The organism is Blautia sp. HCN-1074, assembly GCF_037890165.1.
GTDB lineage: Bacteria > Bacillota > Clostridia > Lachnospirales > Lachnospiraceae > Blautia_A.
The window spans coordinates 43906-61225 of record NZ_JBBKBP010000002.1; the positions used below are offsets into that span (position 1 = coordinate 43906).

Consider the following 17320-nt stretch of genomic DNA (forward strand, 5'->3'; position numbering starts at 1 on the left):
TTCAGTATTTTTATAATGATCGTTGAATTATAATAAGGATGTATATATTTCAAATATCTCCTGGCCAATTGAGATTTTCAATTGCCGGGAGATATTTTTGCTTTTATTTTTAGGATAAAAAAGAAGCCCGGTCTGGCGGTGCCAGAGGGCTTCTTCAAAGTTTTGGATGATCAAGCGGATATTCGCAATCAGCATCCTCTTGATTTCATAAAGTCAAGAACTTCTTCTTTGGTGGACATAACGCGAAGAGCACCCTTGCGTGTAGTAATAAGAGAAGCTGCCGCATTAGCGAATGTGAGCAGTTCTTTTAAGTTCTCTTCTGTCAGATTGTCCAGACCATGTTCCAGAACATAGTTTAAGGAACTTGCGCAGAAGGTATCGCCTGCACCTGTTGTCTCGATAGTCTTTTCCTGAAGGAAAGGAGCAGCTTCCACTTTCATATCTTTGTAGTAAGCGCGGCTTCCGTCTTTTCCAAGTGTGATAAGGATAAGCGGAATGTTGTATTTCTCTTTCAGAAGTGCGGCACCTTTGTCGTAGTCTGTAGTTCCGAAGAGGAATTCAACTTCGTTATCTGAGATTTTCAGAATATCGCATTTGCCAAGGCCGTATTCGATCTCTGCCTTTGCGTCATCCAGAGATTTCCATAATGGCGGACGAAGGTTCGGGTCGAAGCTGACAATACATCCGGCTTCCTTTGCAACGTCGATGGCATAGCGGGTTGCCTCGCGTACTCCCTCGTGAGTGGAAGAAAGAGTTCCGAAGTGGAAGATTCTGGAATCTCTGATCAGGTCTTCCTGGATTTCATCTTTGGTGAGCATCATATCTGCACCCGGGTTACGGTAGAAGGAGAAATCTCTGTCTCCGTCAGGATAAGTATGTACAAAGGCAAGTGTTGTGTGTACCTCGTTGTCGATCACAAGGTTGCGGGTGTCGATCCCTACTTCCTCTACGGCATTCTTAAGCTGGGTTCCGAACATGTCGTTTCCGACTTTGCCGATGAATGCAGTTTTTTTGCCAAGCTTCTCAAGCATTGCAAGCACATTGCATGGAGCACCGCCCGGATTGGCTTCCAGCATAGGATTTCCCTGTGCGCTGATGCCGTTTTCAGTAAAGTCAATCAATAATTCGCCTAATGCGGTTACGTCAAAGGCTTTGTTTCCCATTTTGTATCCTCCTTGTTGTGATGGAAAGAAGCATAGTATCCGGAACAAGATTCCTTCCATGGTTAATAACATAAATTTAGCGCAGGAAAGGGAATTTGTCAAACAATTTTCTTTATTTTTTTGTGCAAAGATGCTAAAATAAACATAACTTGATTTGTTATTGTTTACAGGTGACGTTTAATGTACCGTAAATACGCTGCCGGTAAGAGTAACCGATCATCATATTTCTGACAATCGGGGAGGTAACGCAGCTATGGACGAAAAAGTATACGGCTATATGGACTGGCCGAGAATTGAAGCTATTGTGTATGGAGAGGAAACTGCTCCCAGAGATGTGATGGGACCAAGGATCACACAGGACGGAGTTCTTATTCAGGGATTTTTTCCTGATGCAGAAGAAGTCAGTGTGATCAGCGGAAAGAAAACCTATGCCTGCGAGAAAGAGGACGAGGCCGGATATTTTGCAGTATTGCTTCCTGTACGCAAGGTGCCGGAATACAGATTCCTTATAAAAATGGGAGAGACAGAGACAGAATGTTATGATCCCTATGCTTTTCCATGCCAGATCACAGAGGAAGAGGAGAAGGCTTTCTGCGCAGGTGTTTATTATGAGGCATATAAGAAGCTGGGTGCGCATCCTATGGAGATTAAAGGAGTGAAAGGTACTCTTTTTGCTGTCTGGGCTCCGAACGCAGTGAGTGTAAATATTGCAGGTGATTTTAATGGATGGATCGGACGTGCAACCATTATGCATCGTATGCCTATGTCCGGTATCTTTGAGCTGTTTGTTCCGGGCGTAGAAGCAGGAACACATTATAAATATGAAATTAAAGTTAAGGGTGGCGAAGTTCTGTTAAAGGCTGATCCTTATGGGAACAGTGCAGAGTATGATTCTGAGGGAGCATCTGTGGTAGCAGATGTAAGTGCTTTTCAGTGGAATGACGGAGACTGGATGAAAGAGCGTCACAGATTTGATGACAGGAAACAGCCAGTTTCTATATACGAAACATCTCTGGAGGAATGGAAATCTGCTGAGGAACTGGTGGAATTTCTGGCAGAGAAAGATTTTACCCATGTGGAACTCCATCCTGTGATGGAATACCTGGATGATATTACAGGTGGTTATTCTACATATGCATATTATGCACCTACTTCCAGATTTGGAAGCGTGGCGGATTTTCAGAAGCTGGTAGATGAGCTGCATCAGGCGGGGATCGGTGTGATCCTGGACTGGACACCTGCACAGTTTCCACGTTATGCCTCCGGTCTGGAGAAATTTGACGGAACACCTCTTTATGAGAGACAGAATCCGGCAGAGGCGATTCATCCGTTCTGGGGAACACTGCTCTATAATTACGGAAGCCCGATGGTTAAGGATTTTCTGATTTCCAATGCCTGCTTCTGGGCTGAGGTTTACCATGCTGACGGTCTGCGTATGGATGATGTGGATGCCATGCTGTATCTGGATTATGGCAGAAATCCGGGAGAGTGGACACCTAATATTTACGGAACCAATGAAAACCTGGATGCTCTGGAATTTCTGAAGCATCTGAATTCTGTGATAAAGGAGAGAAATCCCGGATTGCTTTTAGTTGCTCAGGAGAACGGACTCTGGCCGGAGCTGACAGACAGTGTGGGAAATGACCATCTGGGATTTGACTATAAATGGAGTGGTGGATGGACAAAAGATCTGCTTGAATATCTGAGCAAGGATCCTATTGAGAGAAAGAATTACCATGATCAGCTGACCATGTCCATGCTCTATGCATACTGTGAACATTATATTCTAACACTTGGCAGCAGGGATGTTGGTACATTGAAGGATTTCGCAGATAGGCTGCCGGGAAGTGAAGAACAGAAGAATGCGCAGATCAGAGAGGCTTATGCTTATATGATGCTTCATCCGGGATGCAAGATGATGGCACCGGACAAAGATATGCCGAAAGAACTGGAATTATGTGTCAAAGACCTCAATAATATGTATCTTGCTCATCCTGCACTTTATCAGCTGGATGATGAATATGATGGATTTGAATGGGTTCAGCTGATGAAGTATGAGGAGAATGTGATCGCATTCATGAGAAAGACAGAGAAACCGGAAGAAACTATTCTGGCTGTTTGCAATTTCGCGGCAATTCCATATGAAAACTACAATGTGGGAGTTCCTTTTGCCGGCAAATATAAAGAAATCTTTAACAGTGATGATAAAAAGTACGGTGGTAATGGTGTAGTAAATACGAGAGTGAAAGCAGCGAAGAAGGCTGAGTGTGATGAGAGAGAGTATTCCATCACAGTAAAGCTTCCGGCACTTGGTGTGGCAGTCTTTACCTGCACTCCGGAAGAAACAGAGAAAAAGCCCGCTGCCGAGCATGGCCAGATCAAGAAATCCATTACCAAGACAAGAACTGTACGCAAGGCTGCCGGGAAAACAAAAGCAGCTGTAAAAACTGCAGTGAAACCGGTGACGAAAAAGGTGACAAAAGAAGCACCCCAAATAGTGAATAAAACGGAGGAGAAAATACCGGTCAAAAAGGACTTGACAGAGAAGAAATAATATTATAAACTAAATGCTGTGGCTGTCAGAATTATCAATTTCTGACAGATTACAGCATAAGCTGAAATAGCTCAGTCGGTAGAGCACTTCACTCGTAATGAAGGGGTCGTGAGTTCGAGTCTCATTTTCAGCTTGAAAGATATTGGGCAATTGTAATTTTATAGAAAATCCGCTATACTGAAAAGCAGAGTATAGTGGATTTTTTATGTTTTTATGGAGGTTCGTATGGTGAGTACCTTAAAATTGCCGGTAGGAATTGAAATGATTGTAAAGAGAAATTTACGTTACTGTCCACACGCCACTATCCCGCGAGGTGTTTTGGCATGAATATGCAAAAATCCCGAGACATACAAGCCAAAATTCCATTGCCGCAGGCAATCTGGAATGAATTTTGGCTAAGTTACTGTGAACGGAGTGAACAGTAACAAATTTACTTGACAATCTCGGGCCTATCCTTTAATATAACTTTTGGATTATACCAAATAAATAATGACCGGGAATCTATCAAGAAGAATGGTTGATTTCCGGTTTTCTTATGTGGACATCATGGTCAGGAGTGCCCGCAGACTGGATGGAACAGGACGGACCGGATATATCTATAATTGGAAAAATGGACATATACAGATGCGAAACCATGCAGAGACTGGCACTGTAACAGGCGTCAGCATTGGCATAAGCCGATGTAGGGGCGAGAGCTTTTACGCGTGGTTTTGTATCTTTTTTAGTTGGTAACTTTTTTACATGAAAGGAGCTGAGTATAGTTGGCAGAGATTTCACTTGAACTGAAAGAGATAAAGAAAAGTTTTACAGAAGGCGAAGCAGTTCTGGATAATATCAGTCTTGAGATCAGTAAAGGAGAGTTTATTACTTTGTTGGGATCTTCGGGATGCGGCAAGACGACAACGCTGCGAATCATTGCCGGTCTGGAACAGCCCGATGCAGGAAGTGTCTGGCTGGACGGCAGGGAAGTGACAGGTCTGGAGCCGAACCAGAGGGATGTGAATACGGTATTTCAGAATTATGCGCTCTTTCCGCATATGAATGTTGCGGAGAATATTGGCTATGGTCTGAAGCTGAAAAAAGTTCCTAAGAGTGAGATCAGGAAAAAAGTTTCTCAGATGCTGGAACTGGTTCAGCTTGAAGGATATGAAAAAAGAAAGCCTTCCGAACTCTCGGGCGGTCAGAAACAGAGAGTTGCCATTGCGAGAGCACTGGTGAATAATCCCAAAGTATTGCTTCTGGATGAACCGCTGGGAGCACTGGATCTGCAGCTTCGCCGTGCGATGCAGATAGAACTGAAGCATCTGCAGAAGAAACTGGGAATTACATTTATCTATATCACTCATGATCAGGAAGAAGCTATCAATATGTCTGACAGGATCGCGGTGATGAGGGACGGACGTATAGAGCAGATCGGAACACCGGATGAGATCTATAATCATCCAAAGACCAGTTATGTGGCAACATTTGTAGGAAATGCGAATATCCTGCATGGAGTTGCAGAGAGTATTCAGGGACAGAATGCAATCGTAAAAATTGGAAATGACAAGGTAATTGTAAAGCTTGAAGCAAGTCAGCAGGATACAAAGGATACAGGGGCAAAACAGCACCTTACAGCAGGAGAGAACGTAACTCTGGCTGTGAGAAGTGAAAATGTATTGTTACAGGAAGCTGCCGCAATCGGTGATACCGGTACAGATAACGGAGACATTGTTGATATAAGTATGGCAGGTGGGATTTCGGATATACATGATACGAATAGTATATCGGGCTTACAGGCGACTGTTACAGAGAAGAACTTTGCAGGAGGTCAGCTTCGTGTAACCCTGAAGCTGAGCGATGGTACACAATTGATTGCCAGCAGATACGGAATCGACGCATCCGTAGCAGAAGGCCAGACAGTAAGATGCAGTTTCCTGCCGGCAGATGCAGTACTGGTAGACAGGGAGGATATTCATGAAGAAGCGTAGAAGCCGTTCTGACAGTTCTGCATGGATGGCACTTCCACTGTACATTTTTACCATTGTGTTTGTGGTATGCCCTCTTATCTATATGGTGGCGCTTAGTTTTGCTACGCCGTCCAGAGGATTTGGGGTGACCTGGAAATTTACGCTGGACAATTACAGAAATATTCTGGAACCTGTATACCTGAATACATTTGTGGAATCACTGAAGCTGGCATTTACCAGTACGATAGTGATCGCTTTGATCGGCTATCCGTTCGGGTATTTCATGGCGAGGCTGCCGGAGCACAGAAAGAAAAAGGCACAGCTTCTGTTGTCCACACCGTTCTGGGTAAATTCCCTGATTCGTCTGTATGGCTGGATCATTATTCTGCAGAAAAAAGGACTTTTGAATTTTGTATTGATAAAACTCGGGATCATTGAGAAACCGCTGTCCATCCTGTACAGCTATCCGGCAATTGTGATCGGTATGATTTATGTGCTACTCCCGTTTATGATTATGTCTGTATACTCCAGCGCAGAGAAGCTGGACTGGTCTTATGTGGAGGCTGCCAGAGATCTTGGTGCATCCAGAATACAGGCATTTTTTACCATAACACTGAAGCTTACACTGCCCGGGTTGCTTTCGGGTGTGATCCTGACTTTCGTGCCATCCATGGGACTGTTCTTTATTGCAGATATCCTGGGCGGAAATAAAGTGGTACTTGTCGGAAGCCTGATCCAGGATCAGATGACAAGAGGAAGTAACTGGCCATTTGCAGCAGCACTTGCTGTGGTGATGATGGTACTTACAACTGTACTGATCATGATCTACAGGAAAGTGACAAATGCCAGAGAACTGGAGGGAATCGGATGAAAAAGAATTCAAGATTTGCCGGATTTTATATGGGGCTGATTTTCTTCCTGATGTATCTCCCTATTGCAGTAGTGATCGTTTTCTCATTTAATGAATCCAAACTGCCGGTGAAATTTACAGGCTTTTCCCTGAAATGGTATCAGGAACTGATCCATGACAGAGCAATGCTGGAAGCACTGGTAAACAGTCTGATCCTTGGGGTATTAAGCTGTCTGGTTAGTGCAGTGATCGGTACTCTGGGCGCAGTTGGCCTGTCAAGGATTCACTGGAAGTCAAAAGGTGCACTGGAATACATTTCCATATTGCCGTTAATGATACCGGAGATCATCCTTGGTATGGTGCTGATGGCATTCTTTTATATGTTGAACCTGCCTTTTGGCATGCTGACATTGTTAATAGGTCATACGATATTCTGTGTGCCTTATATTCTGATGGAAGTGAAGGCAAGACTGGCGGGAATGGACCCTGCGTTGGAAGAGGCGGCAAGGGATCTGGGTGCAGGACCGTTCAGGGCTTTCCGGGATATTACGCTGCCCTTAATTATGCCGGCTGTAATTTCAGGTTCGCTGCTTGCGTTTGCCATGTCCATGGATGATGTGGTAATAAGTATCTTTGTAAACGGACCGCGTCTGTCTACGTTGCCGATCAAGGTGTACACACAGCTGAAAACAGGAGTGACGCCGGAAATCAATGCGTTATGTACCATATTGCTGGCAGCTACACTGGTTATTTTTATTGTTTATTCACTGATAACAAAGAAGAAAAAGTAATTGTTATAGCTTTTAGGAACATTCTGAACAGCCGGCAGATGCTTTTGGAACAGCCGGATTATAAAAAACAGAGAAAAAACAGAATACATTCAGAGGAAGGAAAAGATGATGAACAAACTGATTGAGTTAAAAAATCTGACCAAGAATTTTGATGATCAGCAGGTTTTGCGCGGCATCAATCTGGATATTTATGAAAAGGAATTCCTGACACTTTTGGGACCCAGCGGATGTGGAAAGACAACCACCCTTCGAATCATTGCAGGCTTTGAAGAACCAAGTGACGGAGAAGTACTGTTTAACGGAATTGAGATCTCCAAGCTTCCCCCGTACAAGAGAGAGGTTAATACTGTGTTTCAGAAGTATGCTCTTTTTCCTCATTTAAATGTGGCAGAGAACATCGGTTTCGGGCTGAACCTGAAGAAGGTCGATAAAACTGTCATCGCCCAGAAGGTGGAGCGTATGCTGAAGATGGTTGGTCTGGAAGGCTTTGGGAAAAGAGATGTAACTCTGCTCTCCGGTGGCCAGCAGCAGCGAGTGGCCATTGCCAGAGCTCTGGTAAATGAGCCGAAGGTCCTGCTTTTAGATGAGCCCCTGGGTGCACTGGATGCAAAGATCCGTAAACAGATGCAGGTAGAATTAAAGAAGATTCAGCAGGAAGTAGGCATCACTTTCATCTATGTTACCCATGACCAGGAAGAAGCCCTGTCCATGTCAGATACGGTTGTTGTTATGAATAACGGTGAGATTCAGCAGATCGGTTCTCCTACAGATATCTACAATGAGCCGGAAAACCGTTTTGTTGCAGGCTTTATCGGTGAATCCAATATTATCGAGGGAACCATGATCCGCGATTATCTAGTTGCTTTTGACGGATTTGAGTTTGAATGTGTGGATAGGGGATTTGAGGATAATGAAGAGATCGAAGTTGTGTTAAGACCTGAGGATCTGGATATCGTAGATCCCGGTCAGGCAAAGATCAGGGGAATTGTGCGCAATATTACATTCAAGGGCGTGCATTATGAAATCCTGATCGAAACAGAGCTTCGTACTTATATGGTTCATACCACAGATTATGCGGAAGTCGGAAGGGAAGTGGGACTGAAATTCGGGCCTGAAGACATCCATGTTATGTGTAAGATGGGAAGCTACTGATGAAACAGTACAGAAATCTTATCAAACCATATCTTGTGTGGGCATTTGTGGTCATTGTCATCCCGCTGATACTGATCGCATTATATGCATTTACAGAAGATGGAAACGAAGTGCTGACGTTCTCCTTTACTCTGGAGAATTTCCGCAAATTCCTGGAAGCTACTTATATGAGCGTTATTTTCAAGTCTTTTAAGCTTGGAATCCTGACGACGGTCATCTGTCTGGGACTTGGCTATCCTCTGGCATATATTATTTCCAAATGTCCGGAGAAATCCCAGAGTCTTCTGATCCTGCTGGTAACTATTCCGGAATGGATCAATATGCTTCTGCGTACTTATGCATGGATGAACCTGCTGTCAGACAATGGTATCATTAACCATTTGCTTGGATTACTGGGGATTTCTCCGGTGACAATGATGTATACGGACTTTTCCGTAGTGGTTGGCCTGGTCTGTAACTTTATGCCGTTTATGATCATCCCGATCCATACATCCCTGAGCAAAATGGACAAATCCTTTATCGAGGCTGCCTATGACCTGGGAGCAAATAAATTCCAGACCTTCACAAAGGTTATCTGGAAATTGTCCATCCCCGGCGTGCTCAATGGAATCATGATGGTATTCCTGCTGTCTATTTCCACATTCGTTATTCCGAAACTTCTCGGAGGCGGACAGTACATGCTGATCGGTAACCTGATCGAGTCTCAGTTTATCTCTGTTGGCGACTGGAACTTCGGAAGTGCGATTTCTCTGATTCTGGCTGTGCTCATTCTGATCTTTATGAGCCTGATGAAGAAGATGGATAAAGATGAATAAGGGAGGACGGCATGAAACGTAATAATAAATTTTTCTCAATGTTATATGTAGTACTCTGCCTTGCTTTCTTTTACCTGCCAATCCTGGTGACGATGATATTTTCCTTTAACTCATCCAAGTCACTGACCAGATTTACAGGCTTTTCCCTGCGCTGGTATCAGGAACTTCTCGGTAATGGGGAAGTAATTAAGGCAGTTTATGTATCTGTTACCATTGCGATCATTGCGACCATTGTTTCTACAATACTTGGAACCATTACAGCGATCGGTTTATCCAAATCAAAGAAGGTAATCAAGGAACTGCTTTTGAATATTAATAATATACCGATTCTGAATCCTGAGATCGTAACTGCAATCAGTCTGATGCTCTTGTTCTCTTCTCTGGGATTTCGAAAAGGGTATCTGACTATGCTGCTGGCACATATCGCATTCTGTACTCCGTATGTAATTACCAGCGTTTATCCGAAAGTAAGGGCTCTGGATCCGAATATGGCAAATGCTGCCATGGACCTTGGGGCAACTCCTTTTCAGGCTCTGACAAAGGTTATCGTGCCGATGATCAAAGAGGGTATTTTTGCAGGCGCACTGCTTGCATTCACCATGTCATTTGATGATTTCGTTATTTCCTATTTCGTATCAGGAAATGGTGTAAAGAATATCTCTATTGTTGTATATAATATGACAAAGCGTATCAATCCAACGATCAATGCTTTGTCAACCATTGTGATCGTAGTCATCATCGTGGTACTGCTTTTAGCCAATCTGCTTCCGAAGTTTAAGAATAAAGCCAGGAAGCTGAACAGGAAAGCAGTAAAAACTGTTTCTGTAGTTCTGGTTGTTGCTGTTACGGCAGGGCTGATCAAATGGGGATTCGTGGCACAGTCCACTCATGTGCTGAAAGTCTACAATGCAGGAGAGTACATGGATCTTTCCCTGCTCGAAGATTTCGAGAAAGAGTATGATTGTACCATTGTATACGAGACTTTTGAGTCAAATGAGATGATGTATACCAAGCTTTCAAGCGGTGAGACTTATGATGTGCTGATTCCGTCTGATTACATGATTGAGAGACTGATCAAAGAAGAATATCTGCAGGCACTTGACTGGAAGGAAATTCCGAATAAGAAAAATCTGCTGAATGATGTCATGAACCAGAGCTATGATCCGGACAACCGTTATTCCTGTCCATATTTCTGGGGAACAGTAGGAATCCTTTATGATAAGACAGTAGTAAATGAGGCTGACCTGAAAGATGGATGGAATCTTCTGTGTAATCCTGAATATAAAGGAAATATTTACATGTATGATTCTGAGAGAGATTCCTTTATGATAGCATTAAAAGCACTTGGGTATTCTATGAATACTACAAATGAAGCTGAGATTGAGGAGGCTTATCAGTGGCTGATTGATCAGCGTGACACTATGGATCCGATCTATGCAGGGGATGATGTGATCGACAACATGATTTCAGGAAACAAAGCGTTGGCAGTTGTGTATTCCGGAGACGCATCTTACATTATCAGCGAAAACCCGAATCTGGACTACTTTACGCCGGAACAGGGAACCAACAGATGGTACGATGCAATGGTTATCACAAAGGACTGCAGCGAGGTACAGCTTGCCCATGAATTCATCAATTTTATGATCAGTGATAAATCTGCTCTTTCCAATACGGAAGAAGTAGGGTATACTTCTACAGTGAAGAGTGCTTTTGAAACAATGAAGGAGGGGGACTATGCCGGAATCAGTTCTTATATTCCGGATACAACCAACCCGAATAACGAAATCTTTGCTTATCAGCAACCAAAGATCAAGCAGAAATTTGCAGAACTCTGGACAAAAGTAAAAGCAAAGTAAAAAAGGATAGCCGCTGTCTGCCGATACAGTGGAAGGCGGATTGGGGCTGCTACAGACAACAATGCAGGGCATAAGAAGGGAGACTGTTTATGAAAAAAAGAGTACTTGCAGTAGTAATGTGTGCATTAATGGCCGGATCTGTATTTACCGGATTTAAGGATGCAGGAGATGATAAAGAACTTGTACTTTTTACATGGGAAGGAATGTTCCCACAGGAAGTTCTGGACGATTTTGAAAAAGAGACAGGTGTTAAGGTTGTCTATTCAAACTTTGATACGGACGAAACTATGCTTGAGAAACTCTCCATGGCAAAAGGCGGTGATTACGATATTGTAATCGCAGATGATTATATTCTGGAAACTGCCATTTCAGACGGACTGGCTGAGAAACTGGATAAGGATTCTCTGGAGAATATCGGAAATATCAATCCTTTATATCAGGGACAGTTTTATGACCCGGATGATGAATACACAGTTCCGTATGGAGCAGGTATTCCTCTGATCGTTTATGATCCGGAGCAGGTAGATATTGATATTAAAGGATATAAAGATCTCTGGGATCCGTCTCTGGAGGATAGCATTGCATTGACTGCCAATTATCGTGTGATCAATGGTATCACTCAGCTTTCCATGGGAGAGAGCATGAATGAAGAGGACGTAGACGTGATCAAGAAAACAGGAGAGAAGCTTCTGGAGCTTGCTCCGAATGTACGTCTGATTCAGGATGACAACACACAGAATGCACTTCTTAACGGAGAGGCAAGTGTTGCATTTCTTTATACTTCTCAGGTAACGGCAGCTCTCGCAGAGAACCCGGACCTGAAGGTAGTATATCCGGAAGAAGGACTTGGATTTGGAATTATGGGAATGTTTATTCCGAGTGAAGCACCGGATAAGGATGCAGCATATTCCTTTATGGATTATATCATGCAGCCGGAAGTTGCGGCAAAATGCACAGAGTATATCGGATATTACAGTACAAATAAAGCAGCAGATGAACTGGTAAATCCGGATCTGGTAGTTCCGGATGACGTTACAAAGGGCGAGATCGTCCAGAATGTAAGCCAGGACGCAGACGCACAGTATCAGAAGAACTGGACTGAATTTAAGGCTGCCTGCGACTAAGGAGTTTAACATGGATATTTACAAGGGAACCGGTGCCTTTTCCGGAATCGCCATCGGTAAAATACTCTATTACCACAAGAGTGAATATCAGATACATCAATATGAGATCACAGATGTCAGGGAAGAACTGAATGTTTTCCGCCAGGCGCGTGCCAGAGTGATGGAACAGCTGACGGAACTTTATGAGAAAAACTGCACGATTCAGGAATCCCAGGCGGAACTTTTCCTCCGGCAAAAGAATCTGCTGGATGGAAAGACTTTCCAGCGTGCGATTGAGAGTATCATTCAGAATGAAAAAGTAAATTCTGCCTATGCAGTAATGACTACAAGAGATGAGATGGTTTCTACTTTTCGAACTTTGGAGGAGCCTGCGATCAAGGAGAGACTGGAAAATATACGTGAGATTTCAGACCGTCTGATCAGTGAACTTGGGGGTATTTCCCCGAGAATCGATCTTGGTGATGAGCCAGTGATTCTTGTCACAGAGAGTATCACGCCGACGGAACTGATGGAGATGGATAAAGATAAACTGATGGCGATCGTTACACACCATGGTTCCGATATTTCCCATGCTGCGATTCTGGCAAAGACCATGAATATTCCGGCATTGATTGAGATTGATACGGATTCAGAATGGGATGGACAACAGGGGATTGTGGACGGATATACAGGATGTCTGTATATTAATCCTGATGAAGAAGTAAGAAAAGAATATGAGATCCGCAGGCAGGCCGATATGGAAGAACGGGAAGAACTCCTGAAATTAAGAGAGGAGCCAGATGTTACAAAAGATGGCAGAAGAATTGAAATCTATGCCAATATCGGAAACATGGATGATTTAAACAGTGTTCTTTATTATGGCGCTGCAGGAATTGGGCTTCTGCGAAGTGAGTTTCAGTATCTTGGAAGAGAGAATTATCCTCGTGAGAATGAACTGTTTCTGGCATATAAGAAAATTGCGGAGACGATGGGTGACAGGCTGGCAGTGATCCGTACTGCAGACCTGGGAGCTGATAAACAGGCAGAATACCTGAACATTCCTGATGAGACGAATCCAATCATGGGAAACAGAGGAATCCGTCTCTGCCTTGACAGAAAGAGGATGTTTAAGGCACAGCTTCGTGCGATTTTCAGGGCAAGTGCTTATGGAAATCTGGCGCTGATGTATCCGATGATCACTTCGGAGGAAGAGATGGATGAGATCGAGGCGATTATCCGGGAAGTTGTCCAGGGGCTGGAGGAGAAAGGAATTCCATATAAAAATATCAGGACGGGCATTATGATCGAAACACCGGCTGCAGTAATGATCAGCCGGGAACTTGCCAGAAGAGTGGATTTCCTCAGTCTGGGAACGAATGACCTGAGTCAGTATACGCTTGCGATGGACAGACAGAATCCGTTGCTGAGAAATAAATACAATGACCATCATCCGGCAGTACTGCGTATGATCAAAATGGTCGTTGAAGCGGGACATGCGGAGAATAAACGTGTCTGTATCTGTGGAGAACTTGCAGCTGATACTGCTCTGACAGAAGAATTCCTGAAAATGGGAGTTGATTGCCTTTCAGTCGTTCCGGCATGTATTCTGCCAGTAAGAAAAGCACTGAGGCAGGTTGATCTGTCCCAGGAGAAGATTAATGAAAAGTAAAGTAGTATTACTTCCTTGCGGAGAATATGATGAGGAAAAAGTTTATACATTATTGAAGCAGGGACTGTATTTGGTGGGTGGAGTGGAAGCTCTGATTCCAAAAGATGCGAAGATTCTGCTGAAACCCAATCTGCTGAAACGAGCGGAAGTGGAGAAGGCAGTTATCACGCATCCGGTAGTGGTTGGTGCGTTCGCCAGAATCCTGAGAGAAAATGGATATGAGCAGATCGTTCTTGCTGATTCCTGCGGACATGGGACGACACAGGCAGTGATTCGCGGAACAGGAATGGATACTTATCTGGAAAAATATCAGATTCCGGCGATTGACTATTCAGAGGGGATAAAAGTGGACTACCCGCAGGGAATTCAGGCAAAAGAATTTATTCTGCCAAAGGAATTGCTGGAGCAGAACTGCGTGATTTCTCTAAGTAAAATGAAAACTCATGCCCTGGAGAGAATCACAGGTGCGGTTAAGAATAGTTATGGATTTGTGTATGGCTTTCACAAAGCGAAAGGTCACACACAGTACCCGAGTGCGGACAGCTTTGCCAGAATGCTGATTGATCTGAACAAATGTGTTGCCCCGAAATTGTATGTGATGGACGGTATTGTAGCGATGGAAGGAAACGGCCCCGGCTCAGGAGATCCTGTTCAGATGAATGTAATACTTATGTCCACAGATCCTGTTGCGCTGGATAGCGTATTCAGCCGTCTGGTCTATCTGAAACCAGAGATGGTTCCGACAAACTATCATGGTGAGAAAATGGGGCTTGGAACATGGAAAGAAGAGGAGATTACTCTTCTTACTCCGGATGGAGAAATCTCCATGTCAGAGGCAGTAAAAAGGTATGGGAATCCCCAATTTAATGTAGATCGTACAGAAGTGAGAAAGAATATCTGGACGAGAATGGCCGGAGCATTAAATATTTTCCAGAAAAAGCCATATATAGAAGCTGATAAATGCGTTCGCTGTGGAATCTGCGTACAGAGCTGTCCGGTTCCAGGTAAGGCTGTAGATTTCCGAAAAGGGAAAGGTAAGCCGCCGGTGTATGATTATAAGAAATGCATTCGGTGCTTCTGCTGCCAGGAAATGTGTCCCAAAAAGGCAATTAAAGTGAAATAACAGATTGTTTTGCAATATAAAAAGCACATGACAGAAAATGAGAGACCTCTCATATTCTACTCATGTGCTTTTATTATGCCTGTTTATCTGCCGAGAATTTTATTTACTTCTCTGATAAATTCCGGAGTCGTGCCACAGCATCCTCCGACGACAGATGCACCGTTCTCAATCAGAATCTTCATATGTTCTGCGAAATTCTGTGCATTCATGTTGTAAATGGCATTACCATGCTCATCGATTGTCGGCATGCCCGCATTAGGCTTGGCGATGACAGGAATAGATACGTTCTCTTTGATATTGCGGACAACGGATACCAGCTGGTCAGGTCCTACAGAACAGTTGATACCAACTGCTACGGCACCTGCACCCTCAAGGGCAATCGCAGCCTCCACAGCATTCCCTCCGCTGAAAATGCTTCCGTCAGCTTCTACGGTCATTGTACACATTACAGGAAGAGAACTTACAGATGCGGCGGCATCCAGTGCAGCCAGAGTTTCTTCGATATTGATCATAGTTTCCGCAGCGATCAGATCAACACCTGCATCCTCAAGAACCTTGATCTGCTCACAGTATGCTTCGTATGCCATCTCATAAGTGAGATCACCGGCAGGCTCCATCATCTTTCCGGTTGTGGTAATATCACCGGCAACATAGACGCTGTGTCCTACGGCTTCTCTGGAAATATTTACCAGTGCATGGTTCATCTCTTCAAGCTTATCCTGCAATCCGTGAAGTCCGAGACTGTAACGGTTGCCGCCAAAAGTAGGGGCATATACGATCTGGCTTCCTGCTTCTACATAAGCTTTCTGAAGATTCTGCAGAACCGCTTTGTGATCCATGATCCATGCTTCCGTACAGATTCCCCTCGGCATACCGGATGCCATCAGATTAGAACCGGTAGCACCGTCAAGCAATACCACATTCTGTGTCAGCTTCTGAAATTCTTCTTTTGTCATGGGAATTTCCTCCTGTTTAGTTGTTTCGTATGGTTATAAACATATTGTGTTACTGATTTATGCAGCTCACAATACGACTGCCATTTCCGGCAATCTGCATCTGGCTAACCATCGGACAAATGCTACCCAACATTATAGCACAACTATCAGAAGAAGTGAAAAAAATTAATAAATTTTTATCTCATAGGAGGCGTTAAAAATCTCATCCACATTCAATACATTGATATTTGCCTTTTCTGAAAGGTCACCTTTAAATCCGCAGTCATCACATCTTCCCATCCATGGCTCCAGGCATACGAAAGAGGAACCAGGTACGGACCAGATGCCGAAGTTCGGGAAGCGATGGCAGGTAAGCTCCAGATATGGAGTGCCATCCGGGAAAGCAATGCCGGCTTTTTCAATCTGATTATCGAAGATCAGCGCATCATGGTCAAACATGTGTGCATCGATTTTGCAGGTACCATCCGTAAGTTCAAGTGTCTGTGTCTGATCAGGAAGAGCAGTTCCGGAAGCTGGATCCAGAAGAAGATAAGTAAGAGATTCCTGTCCGTCGAAAGTCAGTAGGTAATCTTCTTTATTGTCAGCGCTGCCGTCAGCAGGAACATTGAATGCCGGATGTCCGCCAATTGTAAAGTACATTGGCTCATTGCTGTGATTGACGATTTCCCAGCATACGCTGACCTGATTTTTCTCCAGAACGTGCTTGATCTTTAATTCGAAATCATATGGATAATTTTCTCTTGTAGCATCAGAGGATTTTAATTTGTGTGTAATAGAATCCGCAGTCATATCTACGCAGGTAAATTCACTGTCTCTGGCAAAACCATGCTGTTTGGAAGGATATTCAGTGCCATTGATGCGATAGTGCTCTTCAAAGTGACGTCCTACATTGGGGAAAAGAACAGGAGCATGACGTTTCCAGTAAGCCGGATCTGCCTGCCAGATTACTTCCCTGTTATGTAGTTTATCAAAAATGCTGCATAGTTCAGCACCGTGATCATCTACGGATACTTTCAGATAGTCGTTTTCAATTGTATGAATCATAAGTGTGTCCTCCTTGATATAAATATTGACAGGATGCCATGAAAGAAAACAGTTACTACTTATTTCGTATTACTGAAAATGGAGTCAACAGTAACTATTTCGTTTTCAGTAAAAGGAAATATCTGCAATTGACATCATTGCTATAAGTATATCACAATGTATAAAGGAGTACAAATCACAGATCCTGGAAAATGAGTTACTGTTCACTCCGTTCTCAGTAATACGCTTCGCGATGCACAGAATTTATGCTATTCGCATAAATTCGCGCGGTATGTCTCGGGATTTTGGCATTTTC

At 43.7% G+C, this 17320-nt stretch carries 14 protein-coding genes and 1 tRNA gene; 11 read left to right on the forward strand and 4 right to left on the reverse strand.

The window, feature by feature from the left end; genetic code table 11:
- Positions 1–27: 27 nt before the first annotated feature.
- Both WKT11_RS02400 and WKT11_RS02405 read right to left on the reverse strand, forming a co-directional pair.
- The gene (locus tag WKT11_RS02400; protein ID WP_182474218.1) at positions 28–195 is read right to left on the reverse strand and encodes a hypothetical protein; all 168 of its coding nucleotides are present in this window, start codon (positions 193–195) and stop codon (positions 28–30) included.
- Positions 189–1163, reverse strand: coding sequence for a carbohydrate kinase family protein (locus tag WKT11_RS02405; protein ID WP_019161988.1), 975 nt, complete (start codon positions 1161–1163; stop codon positions 189–191). The genes WKT11_RS02400 and WKT11_RS02405 overlap by 7 nt, the downstream gene beginning before the upstream one ends.
- A 253-nt stretch (positions 1164–1416) precedes the next feature.
- Here WKT11_RS02405 and glgB point away from each other — a divergent pair, with 253 nt between their 5' ends.
- From glgB to WKT11_RS02460, 11 genes are all read left to right on the forward strand, one after another.
- Entirely contained in the window at positions 1417–3717 is a 2301-nt protein-coding gene (glgB, locus tag WKT11_RS02410) for a 1,4-alpha-glucan branching protein GlgB (RefSeq protein WP_340282289.1), read from the forward strand.
- A gap of 60 nt (positions 3718–3777) precedes the next feature.
- A tRNA-Thr gene (locus tag WKT11_RS02415) sits at positions 3778–3850 on the forward strand.
- A gap of 628 nt (positions 3851–4478) precedes the next feature.
- Positions 4479–5687, forward strand: a complete 1209-nt coding sequence (locus WKT11_RS02420) for an ABC transporter ATP-binding protein (protein WP_118609555.1) — start codon at positions 4479–4481, stop codon at positions 5685–5687.
- The gene (locus WKT11_RS02425; protein ID WP_118410582.1) at positions 5674–6537 is read left to right on the forward strand and encodes an ABC transporter permease; all 864 of its coding nucleotides are present in this window, start codon (positions 5674–5676) and stop codon (positions 6535–6537) included. Before WKT11_RS02420 ends, WKT11_RS02425 begins: the two co-directional genes overlap by 14 nt.
- A complete protein-coding gene (locus WKT11_RS02430) occupies positions 6534–7307 on the forward strand; it encodes an ABC transporter permease (RefSeq protein ID WP_118410581.1) in 774 nt (257 codons plus the stop codon). The genes WKT11_RS02425 and WKT11_RS02430 overlap by 4 nt, the downstream gene beginning before the upstream one ends.
- Positions 7308–7412: 105 nt before the next feature.
- Positions 7413–8459, forward strand: coding sequence for a spermidine/putrescine ABC transporter ATP-binding protein (gene potA, locus WKT11_RS02435; RefSeq protein WP_445291923.1), 1047 nt, complete (start codon positions 7413–7415; stop codon positions 8457–8459).
- Positions 8459–9274, forward strand: a complete 816-nt coding sequence (locus WKT11_RS02440) for an ABC transporter permease (protein WP_022381260.1) — start codon at positions 8459–8461, stop codon at positions 9272–9274. The genes potA and WKT11_RS02440 overlap by 1 nt, the downstream gene beginning before the upstream one ends.
- 11 nt (positions 9275–9285) lie before the next feature.
- On the forward strand, positions 9286–11130 hold the full coding sequence (locus tag WKT11_RS02445; protein ID WP_119243789.1) for an extracellular solute-binding protein: 1845 nt from the start codon (positions 9286–9288) through the stop codon (positions 11128–11130).
- Between the two features lie 89 nt (positions 11131–11219).
- On the forward strand, positions 11220–12254 hold the full coding sequence (locus WKT11_RS02450; RefSeq protein ID WP_118410579.1) for a polyamine ABC transporter substrate-binding protein: 1035 nt from the start codon (positions 11220–11222) through the stop codon (positions 12252–12254).
- Positions 12255–12264: 10 nt separating this feature from the next.
- Positions 12265–13902, forward strand: a complete 1638-nt coding sequence (ptsP, locus tag WKT11_RS02455) for a phosphoenolpyruvate--protein phosphotransferase (protein ID WP_118410578.1) — start codon at positions 12265–12267, stop codon at positions 13900–13902.
- Complete coding sequence (locus WKT11_RS02460) at positions 13892–15025, forward strand: DUF362 domain-containing protein (RefSeq protein WP_119243790.1); 1134 nt, start codon at positions 13892–13894, stop codon at positions 15023–15025. The genes ptsP and WKT11_RS02460 overlap by 11 nt, the downstream gene beginning before the upstream one ends.
- Positions 15026–15108: 83 nt before the next feature.
- Here WKT11_RS02460 and WKT11_RS02465 read toward each other — a convergent pair whose 3' ends face one another.
- Both WKT11_RS02465 and WKT11_RS02470 read right to left on the reverse strand, forming a co-directional pair.
- The gene (locus WKT11_RS02465; RefSeq protein WP_340282306.1) at positions 15109–15981 is read right to left on the reverse strand and encodes a homocysteine S-methyltransferase family protein; all 873 of its coding nucleotides are present in this window, start codon (positions 15979–15981) and stop codon (positions 15109–15111) included.
- A gap of 165 nt (positions 15982–16146) precedes the next feature.
- Entirely contained in the window at positions 16147–17025 is an 879-nt protein-coding gene (locus tag WKT11_RS02470; RefSeq protein ID WP_118410576.1) for an aldose 1-epimerase family protein, read from the reverse strand.
- Between the last annotated feature and the right edge of the window lie 295 nt (positions 17026–17320).

Bases quoted from the DNA above. Each gene is read 5' to 3' on its own strand.
- glgB (WP_340282289.1), top strand. From the start codon at position 1,417: ATGGACGAAAAAGTATACGGCTATATGGACTGGCCGAGAATTGAAGCT.
- potA (WP_445291923.1), top strand. From the start codon at position 7,413: ATGATGAACAAACTGATTGAGTTAAAAAATCTGACCAAGAATTTTGAT.
- WKT11_RS02440 (WP_022381260.1), top strand. From the start codon at position 8,459: ATGAAACAGTACAGAAATCTTATCAAACCATATCTTGTGTGGGCATTT.
- WKT11_RS02430 (WP_118410581.1), top strand. From the start codon at position 6,534: ATGAAAAAGAATTCAAGATTTGCCGGATTTTATATGGGGCTGATTTTC.
- ptsP (WP_118410578.1), top strand. From the start codon at position 12,265: ATGGATATTTACAAGGGAACCGGTGCCTTTTCCGGAATCGCCATCGGT.
- WKT11_RS02460 (WP_119243790.1), top strand. From the start codon at position 13,892: ATGAAAAGTAAAGTAGTATTACTTCCTTGCGGAGAATATGATGAGGAA.
- WKT11_RS02470 (WP_118410576.1), bottom strand. From the start codon at position 17,025: ATGATTCATACAATTGAAAACGACTATCTGAAAGTATCCGTAGATGAT.
- WKT11_RS02400 (WP_182474218.1), bottom strand. From the start codon at position 195: ATGCTGATTGCGAATATCCGCTTGATCATCCAAAACTTTGAAGAAGCC.
- WKT11_RS02425 (WP_118410582.1), top strand. From the start codon at position 5,674: ATGAAGAAGCGTAGAAGCCGTTCTGACAGTTCTGCATGGATGGCACTT.
- WKT11_RS02445 (WP_119243789.1), top strand. From the start codon at position 9,286: ATGAAACGTAATAATAAATTTTTCTCAATGTTATATGTAGTACTCTGC.
- WKT11_RS02450 (WP_118410579.1), top strand. From the start codon at position 11,220: ATGAAAAAAAGAGTACTTGCAGTAGTAATGTGTGCATTAATGGCCGGA.
- WKT11_RS02465 (WP_340282306.1), bottom strand. From the start codon at position 15,981: ATGACAAAAGAAGAATTTCAGAAGCTGACACAGAATGTGGTATTGCTT.
- WKT11_RS02405 (WP_019161988.1), bottom strand. From the start codon at position 1,163: ATGGGAAACAAAGCCTTTGACGTAACCGCATTAGGCGAATTATTGATT.